Raw genomic sequence first — 14,960 nt, 5'->3', positions numbered from 1 at the left:
TGCAATGCTAGAGCTAAAAGCCGAGCCGCTAACGGCAGAAGCCTTTGCCCCCTTTGGCGATGTGATGGATGCGCGTACATCAACGTCGTTTCCCATCAACGCCGGGCGCACCCAGCGCCATCACGATCTGGCGAAAGTAGAAACCCTGGGCGAAAGCGCCCACGCGCTGATTAATATCTTCGTCAGCCAGCCGGTCACGCTGCCGCTAGAGCTTACCTTTTTAGAGCGCCACCCCCAAGGCAGCCAGGCGTTTATGCCGCTGCATCAGGAGCGCTTTATTGTCGTGGTAGCACCGCCGGGTGAGCACATTAATCCTGCAGATGTCCGCGCCTTTGTCACCGATGGCCGCCAAGGAGTGAACTACCGCGCAGGCACCTGGCACGCGATTCAATCGGTGCTGGAGCGCGAAGGCGAGTTTTTGGTGGTGGATCGGGGCGGCGATGGCAATAACTGCGATGAGTTTCCTTTAGCGATCATCGTGACGTTAGCGTAATCCAACCCGTTACGTTACGCCGCTGTCATATAGAGCGCGTTAAACTGATAAGCTAGGGTTACTAAATAAAGTCACTACACGTTAATTCGCATGGTTGGAACATTATGAACGCACTGCACTTCTCCTCGATCCGTCGTACCAAAATTGTCGCCACCCTTGGCCCCGCCAGCGACCGGGAAGGCGTATTGGAAGCCATGCTTGCGGCGGGTGTCGATGTGGTGCGTCTTAATTTCTCCCATGGTATCGCCGATGATCACCGCCGCCGGTTAACCGAAGTACGTGAAATCGCCGCCAAACTAGGCCGCAGCGTCGCGGTGTTGGGGGATCTGCAGGGCCCCAAAATTCGTATTGCGCGGTTTAGAGATGGTGCTGTGGTGCTCAAAGAGGGCCAGCCGTTTATTCTCGATATGGCGCTGGACGGTGATGCGGGCGATATACACCAAGTGGGCTGTGATTATACAACGCTGTCCCAAGACGTCACCGCGGGCGACCGCCTGCTGTTAGACGACGGCCGTTTGGTGCTCGACGTGACCCGCGTTGAAGGTCAACAGGTGCATACCACTGTCATCGTGGGCGGCAAGCTCTCCAACCATAAAGGCATTAACAAGCAGGGCGGCGGGCTCTCTGCGCCGGCATTGACCGAGAAAGACAAAGAAGATCTCAAAACCGCCGTTGAAATTGGCGTCGACTACTTAGCCATTTCATTCCCGCGCCATGCCGAAGATATGCTTGAAGCGCGGCGCTTATTAGGTGAAGAAGGCAAAGAGATTGGACTGGTTGCTAAAGTCGAGCGTGCCGAGGCAGTCGCCGATGACGCCACACTGGACGGCATTATCGAAGCGTCTGAGGCGGTAATGGTCGCGCGGGGCGATTTAGGCGTAGAGATTGGCGATGCCAAGTTGGTCGGCGTGCAAAAGCGCATGATCAAGCGCGCCCGCTCGCTCAACCGCGCGGTGATTACCGCCACGCAAATGATGGAAAGCATGATCTCGGCGCCGCTGCCTACCCGCGCCGAAGTGTTTGATGTGGCCAACGCGGTTCTGGATGGCAGCGACGCAGTTATGCTCTCGGCAGAAACCGCCGCGGGTGACTACCCGCTGGAAACCGTGGAAGCGATGTCGCGTGTTTGCTTGGGGGCCGAGCGGGAAAAATCCGCCCAGGAGTCCGGCCACCGTATTCATGAGGGCTTTACCCGCCCGGACGAAACCATCGCGCTTTCAGCCATGTACGCTGCCAACCACATGGCCGGTGTTACCGCGATTGCCTGTATGACGTCGTCGGGTTATACGCCGCTAATTGCTTCGCGCATTAGCTCAGGTCTACCGATTGTGGGTCTGGCGCATAATCCCATCGCCCAGCGGCGTATGGCGCTCTACCGCGGCGTTGTCTCGCTGCCGTTCGACACCTCTGAAATGAGCGCCACCGAGCTAAATGGCCGTGCTCTTGAGCTACTCGTGAAGATGGGTATCTCCAAAGCAGGTGACCATGTAATCCTTACCCGCGGTGACCATATGAACGCTCACGGCGGCACCAATACCATGAAGGTGATGGAGATTACTGACGAGCATGCTAAAAGCTAAATTAGCGCATGGGTGGCTGCTAGCCTGCTTGCTTCTGATCGGCGCCCCCGCACACGCGGGGGCGCCTATTGTGGCGGCGGCGTCTGATCTGCAGTTTGCCCTCACTGACGCCGCCGAGCAGTTTCAGCAACAAACCGGCCATGCCCTGCGGCTCAACTTTGGCTCGTCGGGCAACTTTCGCCGCCAAATCGCCCAGGGCGCACCTTTTGAGCTCTACCTCTCGGCTGATGAACGCTACGTTCAGGCGCTGTATGAGGAGGGCTACACACAAGACGAGGGCGTAATCTACGCCATTGGGCGTTTGGTGTGGCTGCAGCGCAGCGGGCGCGACGATTTGCCTAGCGAGGATGCCCCGCTGGCGGCGGTACAGGGAGCGTTGGAAGCTCAAACAAACGGCGCCACTGAGCGTATCGCCCTGGCTAACCCTGAGCACGCGCCTTATGGCGTAGCGGCGCAGCAGGCGCTTGAGCATGCCGGGCTGTGGGAGCCAACCGAGCCTCTGCGGGTATTAGGTGAAAATGTCTCCCAGGCGGCGCAATTTGCGCTCTCCGATGATACTCGCGGTGGCTTAGTGGCTTACTCCTTGGCGCTTGCCCCCGCTTTAAGTGAGCGAAGTGAGTACGTACTTATTCCTGAGACTTGGCACAGCCCGCTACGCCAGCGCATGGTACTGACCAACCAAGCGGGAGAGGTCGCCAGCGATTTCTATCAGTGGCTACAGCAAGACGAAGGGCAAGCCATTTTGCGCCGCTACGGCTTTAGTGCCGAATAATGGCGGGTTCATAATGGATGATTCGTAATGGATGATTCGTAATGGATGATTCGTAATGGATTGGTCAGCGCTTTCGGTCTCGCTACGCCTTGCCGGGTTTACCTGCCTGATTCTTATCCCTATCGCTATCTGGCTAGGCCGTGCTCTGGCCTACGCGCGTTTCCGTAGCAAAGGGCTATGCGAAGCGCTGATCGCATTACCGTTGGTGTTGCCACCTACCGTACTGGGCTTTTATCTACTGCTTAGCTTTGGTAGCGAGGCGCCGGTGGGCGCTTTTTGGGCACAAATGACCGGTAGTGGGCTGAACTTCACCTTTACGGGCATCCTGCTGGCCTCTCTTATCGCTAATCTGCCGTTTGCTGTTCAACCGATCCAGCGCGCCTTTGAGCATGTACCCCACAACCTGCGGGAAGCGGCCTGGTGTAGTGGATTAAGCCCCTGGCAAACGCTGTTGCGCATCGAACTGCCCTTGGTGTGGCCTGGGATTATGTCAGCGGCAGCACTCACCTTTGCCCATACGCTGGGCGAATTTGGCGTGATTTTAATGGTGGGGGGCGCCATTGATGGCGAAACCCGCACCCTCGCGATTGCTATCTATGATCGCGTCCAAGCCTTCGATGAACAGGGCGCTGCACAGATGTCGGCGCTGCTGCTGTTGGTATCGTTTATTACCTTGGGGCTTGTCTATGGGCTGGCCGGGCGCAGGCGGTGGGTACGTGGCTGATTCGTCTATCGTGGGGCCAGCAGCAGGTCTGGGTGTGGCGGTCAATCAAACGGGGCCGATTCCACTGGACGCTGAGTTTGTTTGCCAGCCCGGCGAACTGCTGGCGCTGGTAGGGCCATCCGGTAGCGGAAAAACCACGCTGCTGCGCACGATTGCCGGACTTTATCGCCCCCAGGGCGGGCGAGTGGAATGCGCTGGAGACGTTTGGTTTGACGCCGAACGTAAGCATTCACTCTCACCCCAGCGTAGGCAGGTGGGCATAGTATTTCAAGACTATGCGCTATTTCCCCACCTAACCGCCGCGCAAAATATTCAACTTCCCCTGCGCCACTTGCCCCAGCTGGAACGCCGTGAACAGGCCGAACAGTGGCTAGCCAAGGTGCGTTTAGACGGGTTGGGCAAGCGCTACCCCAACGCGCTTTCCGGTGGCCAGCGCCAGCGGGTGGCACTAGCCCGCGCCCTGGCCCGCGACCCCAAAGTGCTGTTACTTGATGAGCCATTTTCGGCGGTGGATCAAGTAACCCGGCGGCGGTTACAGCGTGAGCTGGCGCTATTACGCCAGCAGATCGACATTCCCATTGTGCTAGTGACTCACGATCTGGAAGAGGCTGCTGCACTCGCTGACCAAATCTGCGTGCTGCATAACGGTGAAAGCTTGCAGCAAGCCGCTCCCGAGGCGTTGTTTAGACGCCCCGCATCGCCCCTGATTGCTCGCTTATTAGACAGGCACAATCTGTTTGAAGGCGTCGTCGTTGACGTAGAGGGCCATCAGCGGCTGCAGTGGGGGGAGGCCTACTTAGAAGTGGCTGAAGGGCTCGCCAACCTGTCACCGGGAGAAACGGTGGCTTGGTATCTGCCACCGTCAGATATTGTGCTTCACCGTCGCGACCGCCCATCCCAGGGCGAGCGGGAGAACCCGCTTGCTGCCACGGTTGAAGAGCTAGTGGTGCTTGGGGGCATTACGTCAGTTTCACTGCGCGTCAATCATGGCGATATGTTACGTTTCGATATCGCCACCCATGCCGCACGGCGTAACCAGCTAACCAGCGGTGCAGTGGTGAACGTTTCGTTACTGGCGGCAGGCATTCACCTGATGCCCGGCCACCGAGTTCGCGCAGATGCGCATGACAAAAGGAAGTAAGCATGGATCCCACGCGTCGCACGCTGCTCAAAGCGTCGTTACTGTTACCGCTGGCGGCGCTGCTGCCAATGTCGCTAATCAGCTCGTTTGCCTGGGGGCAGGCGTCGGCTAAAGAGTTGCAGACGTTGGCACTGGCTATTCACAGCGACGGCGGCCCGCACCGTTTAAATGTCGAAGTGGCAGAGACGACGTCTCAGCGTCAGCGCGGTTTGATGGGGCGCGAGAGATTACCCGAAGAGCACGGCATGCTGTTTCGCTTTGAAAGCGAGCAGTCGGCCAACAACGCTTTTTGGATGTATCGCACGCTAATTCCCCTCGATATTGCCTTTATCGATGGTGACGGGCGGATTGTGGCGATTAATACCATGCAACCCTGCGAGTCCTCGTCGCCAAGTGACTGCCCCTCTTACCCGGCGGGTGCGGCTTATCATTCAGCGCTAGAGGTCAACGGCGGCTACTTTGCCGAGCGCGGCATCACCGTGGGCGACTGCGTGTCGATCCCTGATGAGGCCGGTTTCTGCCAACCGGCAGATTAAGCAGGCTGTGGACGGCGGCGAAATCTAATCACAATCAGGGCAATACCCGCGACCACTAAGCCGCCGCCCACCAGTTTATGCACGCCTAGGCTATCGCCCATTAACAGCGCGCCTAGGCCGACTGCCAATACCGGTACGAGTAGCGTCATGGGTACCACGCGATTAACTGGATGACGACGCAAAAGCGCGTACCAAATCCCGTAAGCGACAATCGACGACATTACGGCGGTGTAAATCATCGCCCCCCAGCCCAACCAACTTGCCTGCTGCATCGCCTGCCACTGACCGCTCTCAAATAGCCATGAACCCAGCGCTACCTGGGGCACTGCAAACAGCGCGACCCAGCCTGCCAACGCCATCGGCGCAATGGGCGGGCCGCGCTTGATCAATAGCTGTGACACCGCCCAGCCCATCGCACTACATAAGAGAATAACCAGGGGGAGAGGCGTTGGTAAGGTGGGCCCACCCGCCAACACAACAATTCCCACAAACGAGAGCAGTAGCCCGACAATACGTTTGGGGCCTAGCTTCTCCTTTAGAAAAATCACTGCTAACAGCGTTGCGAAGGGCGTTCCCATCTGTACCAAGAGCGCGCCGGTACCCGCTTCAGCATGCTCTAAACCAATAAACAGGAGGGCGAAATGCAAGCTGCCGAAAGTGATGGATAACAGCAGCAAAAACGGCAGTTGCGCCCGCGCCACTGGGTAGAAGGGCACCAGCAGTATCGCGACCAGTGAAAAGCGCAGGGTGGTCAGCAACAGCGGCGGTAGCTCCGCTACGCCCACCTTGATAACAATGATATTCAGCGCCCAAATGGCGATAACAAACAGGCCGAGCAGCAGGTCGCGTAGTGGCACGTAGATGTCCGTTGGTAGAGGGAAACGATAGCCATTATACCAGTTTGGCTGCCGGCAAAAATAATAGTGCTCTGGGCTAACAATAGGGCTCTGGGCAGCAGCAAGAGAGATTATTCGATTGTAGGCTCTCTCCAAACGCGCGGCGGCCAAGAAATTTATGGTCAACATGCCGACCTTAGGCGTGTTTCTTTCGCGCTCTAAGTGCATACAATAAGTTGGGTTTATTCAAAGCCCCCTCATAAAAATAGCTAAAAAAGGATCTACCATGACGCTGACACGCTCAATAGCTCACTTTACCGCTGGCTTGGCCGGTGTGGCACTGCTCTCCGTCTCCCTTTCTGCACAAGCACGCGAACTCTCAGTTTCCACTGTTTTGTCTGACGCTTTCCCGTGGGGGCAGGCGGCGGAGAAGTGGGCCGAACTGGTGGAAGAACGTAGCGACGGTGAACTCACCCTGCGGGTTTACCCGAACTCTCAGTTGGTCTCCGGTGACCAAACCCGTGAATTTTCTGCGATGCGTTCTGGGTTAATTGATGCCGCGGTGGGTTCGACGATTAACTGGTCGCCCCAGGTGCCGGAACTTAATCTGTTCTCTTTACCATTCTTCATTCCCGATGAAGCCGCCGTTGATGCGGTCACTGGTGGGGAAGCGGGGGAGTTGGTGTTTGAAGCGATTGAATCACGCGGTGTGATGCCTCTGGCGTGGGGTGAAAATGGCTTTCGGCAGGTCTCTAACTCTCGCGGAGCCATTAGCCAGCCGGCGGATTTGGACGGTCTGAAAATCCGTGTTGTTGGTTCGCCGCTGTTCCAGGATACCTTCTCGGCACTGGGCGCTGACCCTACGCAAATGAGCTGGACGGATGCTCAGCCTGCGCTGACCACTGGCGCTGTGGATGGCCAGGAAAACCCGCTTTCGGTATTTGACGTCGCGCGCATCGATCAAGTCGGCCAGGAGCATCTGACGCTCTGGAACTACATGAATGATCCGCTGATTTTTGCCGTCAATCAGCAGGTGTGGCAGTCATTAAGCGAAGAGCACCAAACCCTGCTGCGCGAAACCGCTATGGAAGCCGGTGAGTGGGAAATTGCCATGACCCGAGAAGAAGAAGGCGAACGCCTAGCGGCCATTCGAGAACGCGGTGTGACCGTGACTGAATTGTCCGATGAGCAATACCAAGCCTTTGTCGAGGCCACGCAGTCCGTTTATGAAAAATGGGCGCCGCGAATTGGTGAGGAGGTGGTAAACGCCGCACAAGCCGCTATCGACGCGCGCTAATTACCTTTGATGTTCAAACTCCCGGCCCTTAAGGCTGGGGGTTTTTTGCTGTGAGGCTGCCATGAAAGGCTTTCCTGATGCGCGCCCTGAGCGCTGGCTGGGCGCGCTGGCGTTAATCGTTATTTCATTGATTAGTTTAGGCAATGTTATTACGCGCTACTTAACCGGCGGCTCTTTTTCATTTACCGAAGAGTTTTCTGTGTTTTTGTTGGTAGTGCTGACCTTTGCGGGTGCCTCGGTGGCGCTGCGGCGTAACCGCCATATTCGTATTGGCTTTCTGGAACGGGCATTACCGCCCAAGTACCGCCGCATACTGATCCTTTTTCAAGCGCTGTGCTGTGCCATTGTGCTGGGCTTGATCACTTGGTACGGCGGCAAGTTAGCCTGGCAAGAGTTTCAGTGGGAGTCGCTGTCACCAGGGCTTGGCCTGCCCCAATGGTGGTATTTAGTCTGGTTACCCGTGCTTTCAGCGGCCATGCTATGGCGCTTGTTTCAGCAAACCGCTGACCGTTTAACGGGGAGGCTCACCGATGAGCCCTGATGTGTGGATGATTCTGGCGTTTGCGGGGCTGCTGATAGCGGGGGTGCCGGTAGCGTTTTCGCTAGCGCTTTCCGGGGCGGTGGGCATTGTGATTGGGCTGTCGCCGGATATGCTCGCGACGATGGGCACCAACACCTATAACAGCATCGCTAAGTACCCCCTGATTGCGATTCCGCTGTTTATCTTAACCGGGCTTATTTTTGAGCGCTCTGGTGTGGCGCTACGCTTGGTGCGTTTTGCCCAGGCCTTGATTGGCCCGCGCCACGGTGGCTTAGCACTGGTAGCCGTGTTGGTGTGCATGATTATGGGCGGTATGAGTGGTTCGGGCCCTGCTGATGCGGCAGCTGTTGCGATGGTAATGCTGCCAAGTATGACCAAAGCGGGCTATCCCAAGCCGTTTTCCGCCACGCTGATTGCCGCATCGGCGTCTACCGCTATTCTCATTCCCCCTTCAGTGGCGCTGATTCTTTACTCTATTGTGGTGCCGGGTGTCGATTTACGCGCACTTTTCGCGGCAGGTTTATTTCCCGGCATTTTGGCGGGGCTGGCGCTACTGGTGCCCGCTATGATGGTTTCCAAACGCTACGGTTGGGAGGGCGGCACGCCGGTAGAGGGCGCTGAACGGCTAAGTGTACGCACCACCTTCAAGCAGGCGATACCTGCGCTATTTGCCCCTGTGCTGATCTTGGGCGGTTTGCGTTCGGGCCTGTTTACCCCCACTGAAGCTGCCGTGGTGGCGGTGGCTTATGGGGCAGTAGTCGGTTTGTTTTTAACCCGCGAGCTGTCGCTACGCGATTTATGGGAACTATTGGGTGAGGCGGCAATTATCTCGGGGGTGGTCATGCTGATTATCGCCCTGGCGGGTATTTTTGCCTGGGCGGGGACCATGCTGGGAACCTTCCGTCATTTAGCGGAGTGGATCATTAGCCTGACCGATAACGGCGTGTTGCTACTAATCCTGGTGATGCTGGCAGTGCTGGTTGCAGGAATGCTATTGGATGCGATCTCGATTTATTTGATCATGATGCCGATTTTGATCCCCGTAATGCAGCACTTTGAATGGAACCCGGTCTGGTTTGGGATTCTATTGGCAATGAACATTGCTATTGGCCAGTTTACCCCGCCGGTGGCGGTCAATTTGATGGTGACCACCGAAGTGGCCAAAATTCGTTTGGAACACACCATTGGTTGGGCGCTGCTGTTTGTCATCGCAATGGGCTGCGCCCTGGCGTTGGTGGCCATATTTCCGGCCATTGCGCTGTGGCTGCCCAGCGTGTTGGGCTATAACGTCTGATGGACGTCACTTAGCCCATGCAAAGGCGGCATAGTAATTAACGCTCCCTAAACGATGAAGGCCGCTACACTGAGTATTAGACGTCAGCGAAGCGCTTTTTTCGCGCATTACATTTCGCTAATTAGCTTTTTTTCGCTAAAGTAGTGATATCAGGTAGTCAAAGGGATGCCTGTAACGGTTTGTCTTAAAACAGATTGTCTTAAAAATAGACTAGTCTTAGAAAAGACCGTCTTGAAAATAGGCTGTCTTACAAAGCGTTTTGGAGCAAGGCCACCTGGGGGAACGGTTCATCAGGTGAGACCAAAGCGCACGATGCTTGCAATATCCAATACGCTCATAACATCAATATAAAGAGGTGTGTTCATGAAACGCCATGTATTTTCCACTACTGCCTTCTCCGGTGCGCTACTTGCCGCCGCTGCCTTTGCCTCACCGGCAATGGCCCAGGATGACGAGCAATTCATCACTATCGGCACCGGTGGCCAAACAGGTGTGTATTACGTGGTCGGTCAGTCGATTTGTCGCCTGGTAAATCGTTTGGAAGACTCCAATATCAAGTGTAATGCACCTTCCACTGGCGGTTCCGTCGCCAATATTAATGGCATCAAGTCCGGCGAGTTGGACATGGGTGTCGCGCAATCCGATGTGCAGTATCAGGCCTACAATGGCACTGGGAATTTCGAAGGTGACGCCTACGAAGACCTACGGGCGGTGTTCCGCGTTCACGGTGAGCCTTTGACCCTGCTGGCGCGTGCTGATTCTGGCATCGAGACTCTTGATGATTTGGAAGGCAAGCGCGTCAATATTGGTAATCCAGGCTCGGGCCAGCGAAATACCATGGAAGTAGTGATGGATGCAAAAGGCTGGACAAGGGATACCTTCTCCTTGGCATCTCAGCTTGATGCTGCCGAACAGGCTGCCGCACTCGCTGATAATAATATCGATGCCATGGTGTATGTGGTTGGGCACCCGAATGGTTCTATTCAGGAAGCTACCACCACTGTGGATGCCAATCTAATTCCTCTCAATGACGAGGACATTCAGGGCATCGTCGATGAATACCCTTACTATTCCGCATCGGTAATTCCGGGTGGCCTTTATCGCGGCAATGACGAAGATGTCGAAACCTTCGGGGTGGCGGCGACCTTTGTAACCACCGCCGAAGCTGACGAAGACGTTATCTACCAGACCGTCAAAGCAGTCTTTGACAATTTTGATCGTTTCAAACGTCTGCACCCGGCCTTCGAGAATCTCGATCCGCAAGAGATGGTGACTCAAGGGCTTTCCGCGCCGTTGCATGATGGAGCAGCGCGTTACTACCGTGAACAAGGCTGGATTGAGTAATCCAGCAGCCTGAGGTATTGCTACCTTGGTAAGAAATGCGCGGTTACCCCAGGGTGCCGCGCATTTTGGTTTAGACTGTTAATAGGGCATTTCGATATGGCAATGATGCGTCAATCGACTCGGAGCAGGGCAGGCATATGACAGAAGATAAGAACAGGCCTTCGGGAGCCGGAGTAGACTTGGAGGATATGGTCGCCTCCAGCGACACGGGGGCCCGAAAACCCGCCGGCATGCCCGGGAAGCTCTTGGTCAGCATTGCAGCAGTGTGGTCTCTTTTTCAATTGTGGATCGCCTCCCCAGTGCCCTTCATTCTTGGGTTTGGCGTGTTTAGTGCCACTGAAGCCCGCTCTATTCACTTAGCTTTTGCGCTGTTTCTGGCGTATATGGCCTATCCGGCACTCAAGCGCTCGCCCCGCGACCGCATTCCGATTCAGGATTGGGTGCTTGCTGCAGCGGCAGCCTTTTGTGGCGCATACATGTTTATGTTTTACGAGCAGTTATCCCAGCGCCCCGGCGCACCGATACTGCAGGACGTCATCATTGGCATCGCCGGTATACTGCTGCTGCTTGAGGCGACGCGTCGAGCACTTGGCCCACCGCTAATGATTGTGGCGTCTGTTTTTCTTCTCTACAGCCTGGCTGGCCCTTGGATGCCGGGTATTCTTTCCCATGGTGGGGTGAGTCTCTTCGGCTTGATTAATCACCAGTGGTTGACGACTCAGGGGGTCTTCGGTATCGCTCTGGGGGTCTCAACCAGCTTCGTGTTCCTGTTTGTGCTGTTCGGTGCCTTGCTCGATAAGGCTGGCGCTGGCAACTACTTTATTAAGGTAGCTTTCTCGCTACTGGGTCACTATCGCGGTGGGCCTGCGAAAGCCGCCGTGGTGGCGTCGGCCATGACCGGTCTGATTTCTGGCTCTTCGATTGCCAATGTGGTGACAACCGGTACCTTTACCGTGCCGATGATGAAACGTGTTGGGTTTTCCGCAGAAAAGGCAGGTGCTGTCGAAGTGGCATCATCGGTCAATGGACAGATTATGCCTCCGGTGATGGGGGCTGCCGCTTTTTTGATGGTTGAGTATGTGGGCATCTCTTATGTCGAAGTGATTAAGCATGCTTTCCTGCCCGCACTGATCTCCTATATTGCGCTGGTCTACATCGTTCACCTTGAGGCCTTAAAGGCTAATATGCAGGGGCTGCAAAGCAGTAACCCACCTAAGCCGCTGGTCAATAAAGTGATCGGTTTTCTCGGTGGTTTGCTACTAATGATGATCACCGCCTTGGCTGTTTATTACGGCCTTGGCTGGCTCAAGCCTGTGTTGGGCGATGCGACACCCTGGGTGGTAGCCGTTGGGCTTACGGTCATTTATATCGCCCTGCTCAAACTGGCGGCAGGTTACCCCGAACTCGAGCTTGATGATCCTAACCAACCGATCTTTTCACTGCCGCAGACCAAGCCGACGGTGCTGGTAGGCTTGCAGTACATCTTACCGGTCATTGTGCTGGTCTGGTGTTTGATGGTGGAACGTTTGTCGCCGGGGTTATCGGCTTTCTGGGCCACTATTTTCATGGTCTTCATCATTCTTACCCAGCGCCCCGTTACTTCGATCTTTAGGGGGCGCAGCGATATGCGTGCGGATCTGCGTGAAGGGGTCATGGATCTGTGGAACGGCCTGGTGACTGGTGCCCGCAACATGATCGGCATCGGCATTGCCACGGCCACTGCCGGTATCATTGTCGGTGCCGTATCGCAGACCGGGGTGGGTCTGGTACTGGCTGAGGTGGTGGAAATACTTGCCATGGGTAACTTGATGCTGATCTTGCTGCTTACCGCAGTGCTCAGCTTAATTCTCGGCATGGGCTTGCCCACAACGGCCAACTATATCGTCGTATCAGCGTTGTTGGCACCGGTCGTCGTGCAGCTGGGGGCAGAGAATGGCCTGCTGGTGCCATTGATTGCGGTACATCTGTTCGTGTTCTACTTCGGCATCATGGCCGACGTTACACCACCGGTGGGGCTGGCATCCTTTGCGGCGGCGGCAGTATCGGGTGGCGATCCCATTCGAACCGGCTTCCAGGCGTTCTATTACAGCCTTCGCACCGCGGCGCTACCGTTTCTGTTTATCTTTAATACCGACCTGCTGCTTATCAATGTGACCTTCCTTCAGGGAATACTGATCTTTGTGGTATCGACCATTGCCATGCTGATTTTCGCCGCGGCGACCCAGGGCTTCATGATTACGCGCAACCGTTGGTATGAGTCTATCCTGTTATTGCTAATTGCGTTCACGCTGTTCCGGCCTGGTTTCTGGATGGACATGATCCATGATCCTTACCAATCTATACCACCCGCTCAATTCGTCGAAGCTTTGGGCAGTGTCGATGAAGACTCTACCCTGCGTTTACAGATTGCCGGTCTCGATGACTATGGTGATCCTATGACCACCTACATGACCCTACCGGTGCCGGAAGGTGAAACGGGGCAGGAGCGGCTCGATAATCTGGGCATGGAGCTTTTTATTGAGGATGGCAGGATGACTGTTGATATGGTGGCTTACGGCAGCCAAGCGGCAGATCTCGGTTTCGACTTTGATCAAGAAATCATTGAGGTACTGGCCCCCGTTGACCGCTGGACTAAAGAGCTAATGTGGATTCCTGCCTTCTTAGTCTTTGGGTTGATTGTATTGATGCAGCGCCGACGCCGTGATAACACGTCAGCTACCGCAACCGCATGAAGGAGAATGCCATGTACAGCAAGATCATGTTGCCGGTAGATCTGAACGAGGAATCTTCCTGGACGAAGGCGCTACCGACGGCCCTGACGCTATGTCGCACTTTCGGCGCCTCGCTACATGTGGTGACTGTACTACCGGACTATCGCATGCCCATGGTGGGTTCCTATTTCCCCAAGGACTTCGCCAAAAAAGCGCATGCGGCGATCTCCGATGCGCTTCACGACTTCATCAAAACGAATGTACCTGATGACATCCAGGCGCAAAGCGTCATTGTGGATGGTTCGCCGTGGGAGGCAATTATCAAGGCCGGTAAGAAACTGGATGTGGATCTGATCGTGATGGCCTCACACAATAAGCGTAAGTTTGTCGATTATGTGCTAGGCCCCAATGCAGAACACGTAGTTCACCATGCCAAAATGTCGGTAATGATTGTGCGCTAGCTTACAGAGAGTCACGTAAGGAAAACCAAAAACTCCGGGCAGCTAGCTCGGAGTTTTTTTATGGTTGGTACATCAATTTCACTACATTTGCTTTTGCTAACGCAGCAATTTAATTGGCGCTTTGCAGCTGTTTCGTGGATTTTTTGTACGCGTATCTCAAAGTGCCACCCTCAAAGACCATTGGTCAGCTACATTAAGAGGGTATTAACAAATAACGTTAAGCCATTAAATTGGCATTAATACCATCAGCGGGTAACGAGCGTTGGTGCGGTAGAGGTAAATCCTGAATCCAGGATCTATATCAGGAACAACAGGAGTGATGCCATGAATGCGGCTACAACAAAAACAAACCACCATTCGGATCAGCCCAGCGTCAAAATTAGTATCAATAAGGTAGGGTTGGATCGACCCAGGGCGTGGTTGGCTGCAGGTGTTGAAGATTTTCGCCGTGCGACCGTAGTGAGCCTCTCTTATGGCATGTTTTGGGTGGGTCTTAGTATCGCTATTACCCTAGGCGCTTTCACAATGGGGTATTGGTACTGGCTACTGCCCATGATTGCAGGCTTTATGTTTATTGGCCCGCTGGTGGCGGTTGGCTCTTATGGTATCAGTCGAGCCTTGGAGCGCGGCCAAGTGCCTAACCTAGGTGATGCGTTCGGCAGCTGGAAACCCCATGCTGGTCAGTTGGCGATGATGGGCGTCATGATGATGATCTTCTTCCTCGCTTGGATTCGTTTGGCCACGCTGCTGTTTGCGCTATTTTTTGGTTTTGAAGTACCCAGCCCCGCTTCGCTCTATACCGCGTTGCTGACTACCTCCGAAGGCCTGGGTATGCTGGCAGTCGGCACGGTGGCGGGCGGTATTCTTGCCTTTGGCGCCTTTGCTATCAGCGTTGTAGCCATCCCCACGCTGATGGATCAAGACTTAACCTTTATGGAAGGTATTGAAGCCAGCGTGCGCTGTGTCGCGCGTAATTTTCGCGTGATGCTGTTGTGGGCGATAATTCTTACCCTATGTGTGTTGGTGGGTGTGATGACGTTCTACATTGGTTTGGCGTTGATCTTGCCCGTATTAGGCCACGCTAGCTGGCACGCCTATGAGGATTTAGTGCGCATTGAACCGTTTGAGAAAATTAAATCGTAACTCAACAGTAAACACTTAATAACGCTCTGGTTGCTAAGAATAGCGACGAAAAACAGTATTTACCCTGACCTTTTCAAGAAGATAGCG

The 14,960-nt window shown here is 55.1% G+C and carries 14 protein-coding genes; 13 read left to right on the top strand and 1 reads right to left on the bottom strand.

From position 1 onward, the window contains the following. Window positions 1-4 precede the first annotated feature (4 nt). The 6 genes from KUC_RS13490 to KUC_RS13465 all read left to right on the top strand — a co-directional run bounded on the left by KUC_RS13490 (window position 5) and on the right by KUC_RS13465 (window position 5,246). Window positions 5-493, top strand: a complete 489-nt coding sequence (locus tag KUC_RS13490; protein ID WP_007113771.1) for an ureidoglycolate lyase — start codon at window positions 5-7, stop codon at window positions 491-493. 104 nt (window positions 494-597) lie between these two features. Beyond that, window positions 598-2,073 (top strand): pyruvate kinase, encoded by a 1,476-nt coding sequence (pyk, locus tag KUC_RS13485; RefSeq protein WP_007113770.1) that lies wholly within the window; start codon window positions 598-600, stop codon window positions 2,071-2,073. Next, on the top strand, window positions 2,060-2,845 hold the full coding sequence (gene modA, locus KUC_RS13480) for a molybdate ABC transporter substrate-binding protein (RefSeq protein ID WP_007113769.1): 786 nt from the start codon (window positions 2,060-2,062) through the stop codon (window positions 2,843-2,845). The genes pyk and modA overlap by 14 nt, the downstream gene beginning before the upstream one ends. 55 nt (window positions 2,846-2,900) lie before the next feature. Continuing rightward, window positions 2,901-3,569 (top strand): molybdate ABC transporter permease subunit, encoded by a 669-nt coding sequence (modB, locus tag KUC_RS13475; protein WP_007113768.1) that lies wholly within the window; start codon window positions 2,901-2,903, stop codon window positions 3,567-3,569. Continuing rightward, window positions 3,532-4,710, top strand: coding sequence for an ABC transporter ATP-binding protein (locus KUC_RS13470; RefSeq protein WP_050804858.1), 1,179 nt, complete (start codon window positions 3,532-3,534; stop codon window positions 4,708-4,710). Before modB ends, KUC_RS13470 begins: the two co-directional genes overlap by 38 nt. Before the next feature lie 2 nt (window positions 4,711-4,712). Then, on the top strand, window positions 4,713-5,246 hold the full coding sequence (locus KUC_RS13465; protein WP_007113766.1) for a DUF192 domain-containing protein: 534 nt from the start codon (window positions 4,713-4,715) through the stop codon (window positions 5,244-5,246). Here KUC_RS13465 and KUC_RS13460 read toward each other — a convergent pair. Further along, window positions 5,243-6,103 carry a DMT family transporter gene (locus KUC_RS13460; RefSeq protein ID WP_007113765.1) on the bottom strand — a complete coding sequence of 287 codons (861 nt, stop codon included), beginning with the start codon at window positions 6,101-6,103 and terminating at the stop codon, window positions 5,243-5,245. The two genes, KUC_RS13465 and KUC_RS13460, sit on opposite strands and share 4 nt — an antisense overlap. Window positions 6,104-6,368: 265 nt before the next feature. Between KUC_RS13460 and KUC_RS13455 the strand changes: the two genes are divergently transcribed. The 7 genes from KUC_RS13455 (at window position 6,369) to KUC_RS13425 (ending at window position 14,873) form a co-directional block, all read left to right on the top strand. Continuing rightward, window positions 6,369-7,379, top strand: coding sequence for a DctP family TRAP transporter solute-binding subunit (locus tag KUC_RS13455; RefSeq protein ID WP_007113764.1), 1,011 nt, complete (start codon window positions 6,369-6,371; stop codon window positions 7,377-7,379). Window positions 7,380-7,440: 61 nt separating this feature from the next. Next, window positions 7,441-7,920, top strand: a complete 480-nt coding sequence (locus KUC_RS13450; RefSeq protein WP_007113763.1) for a TRAP transporter small permease — start codon at window positions 7,441-7,443, stop codon at window positions 7,918-7,920. Next, complete coding sequence (locus KUC_RS13445; protein ID WP_007113762.1) at window positions 7,910-9,214, top strand: TRAP transporter large permease; 1,305 nt, start codon at window positions 7,910-7,912, stop codon at window positions 9,212-9,214. Before KUC_RS13450 ends, KUC_RS13445 begins: the two co-directional genes overlap by 11 nt. Window positions 9,215-9,577: 363 nt before the next feature. Further along, a complete protein-coding gene (locus KUC_RS13440) occupies window positions 9,578-10,558 on the top strand; it encodes a TAXI family TRAP transporter solute-binding subunit (protein WP_007113761.1) in 981 nt (326 codons plus the stop codon). 137 nt (window positions 10,559-10,695) lie between these two features. Next, a complete protein-coding gene (locus KUC_RS13435) occupies window positions 10,696-13,290 on the top strand; it encodes a TRAP transporter permease (protein ID WP_040480887.1) in 2,595 nt (864 codons plus the stop codon). An 11-nt stretch (window positions 13,291-13,301) separates the two neighbouring features. After that, window positions 13,302-13,730: a universal stress protein gene (locus tag KUC_RS13430; RefSeq protein WP_040480885.1), complete on the top strand. Its 429-nt coding sequence runs from the start codon at window positions 13,302-13,304 to the stop codon at window positions 13,728-13,730. Between the two features lie 324 nt (window positions 13,731-14,054). After that, complete coding sequence (locus KUC_RS13425; protein WP_007113758.1) at window positions 14,055-14,873, top strand: DUF2189 domain-containing protein; 819 nt, start codon at window positions 14,055-14,057, stop codon at window positions 14,871-14,873. Window positions 14,874-14,960: the final 87 nt, after the last annotated feature.

The organism is Vreelandella boliviensis LC1, from assembly GCF_000236035.1.
GTDB classification, from domain to species: Bacteria; Pseudomonadota; Gammaproteobacteria; order Pseudomonadales; family Halomonadaceae; genus Vreelandella; species Vreelandella boliviensis.
Note: the sequence above shows the minus strand (reverse complement) of the source record. Positions and strands in the feature narration are given on the sequence as shown.

Excerpts from the sequence above, each read along its gene's own strand:
- KUC_RS13490 (WP_007113771.1), top strand. The coding sequence starts at position 5 with ATGCTAGAGCTAAAAGCCGAGCCGCTAACGGCAGAAGCCTTTGCCCCC.
- pyk (WP_007113770.1), top strand. The coding sequence starts at position 598 with ATGAACGCACTGCACTTCTCCTCGATCCGTCGTACCAAAATTGTCGCC.
- modA (WP_007113769.1), top strand. The coding sequence starts at position 2,060 with ATGCTAAAAGCTAAATTAGCGCATGGGTGGCTGCTAGCCTGCTTGCTT.
- modB (WP_007113768.1), top strand. The coding sequence starts at position 2,901 with ATGGATTGGTCAGCGCTTTCGGTCTCGCTACGCCTTGCCGGGTTTACC.
- KUC_RS13470 (WP_050804858.1), top strand. The coding sequence starts at position 3,532 with ATGGGCTGGCCGGGCGCAGGCGGTGGGTACGTGGCTGATTCGTCTATC.
- KUC_RS13465 (WP_007113766.1), top strand. The coding sequence starts at position 4,713 with ATGGATCCCACGCGTCGCACGCTGCTCAAAGCGTCGTTACTGTTACCG.
- KUC_RS13455 (WP_007113764.1), top strand. The coding sequence starts at position 6,369 with ATGACGCTGACACGCTCAATAGCTCACTTTACCGCTGGCTTGGCCGGT.
- KUC_RS13450 (WP_007113763.1), top strand. The coding sequence starts at position 7,441 with ATGAAAGGCTTTCCTGATGCGCGCCCTGAGCGCTGGCTGGGCGCGCTG.
- KUC_RS13445 (WP_007113762.1), top strand. The coding sequence starts at position 7,910 with ATGAGCCCTGATGTGTGGATGATTCTGGCGTTTGCGGGGCTGCTGATA.
- KUC_RS13440 (WP_007113761.1), top strand. The coding sequence starts at position 9,578 with ATGAAACGCCATGTATTTTCCACTACTGCCTTCTCCGGTGCGCTACTT.
- KUC_RS13435 (WP_040480887.1), top strand. The coding sequence starts at position 10,696 with ATGACAGAAGATAAGAACAGGCCTTCGGGAGCCGGAGTAGACTTGGAG.
- KUC_RS13430 (WP_040480885.1), top strand. The coding sequence starts at position 13,302 with ATGTACAGCAAGATCATGTTGCCGGTAGATCTGAACGAGGAATCTTCC.
- KUC_RS13425 (WP_007113758.1), top strand. The coding sequence starts at position 14,055 with ATGAATGCGGCTACAACAAAAACAAACCACCATTCGGATCAGCCCAGC.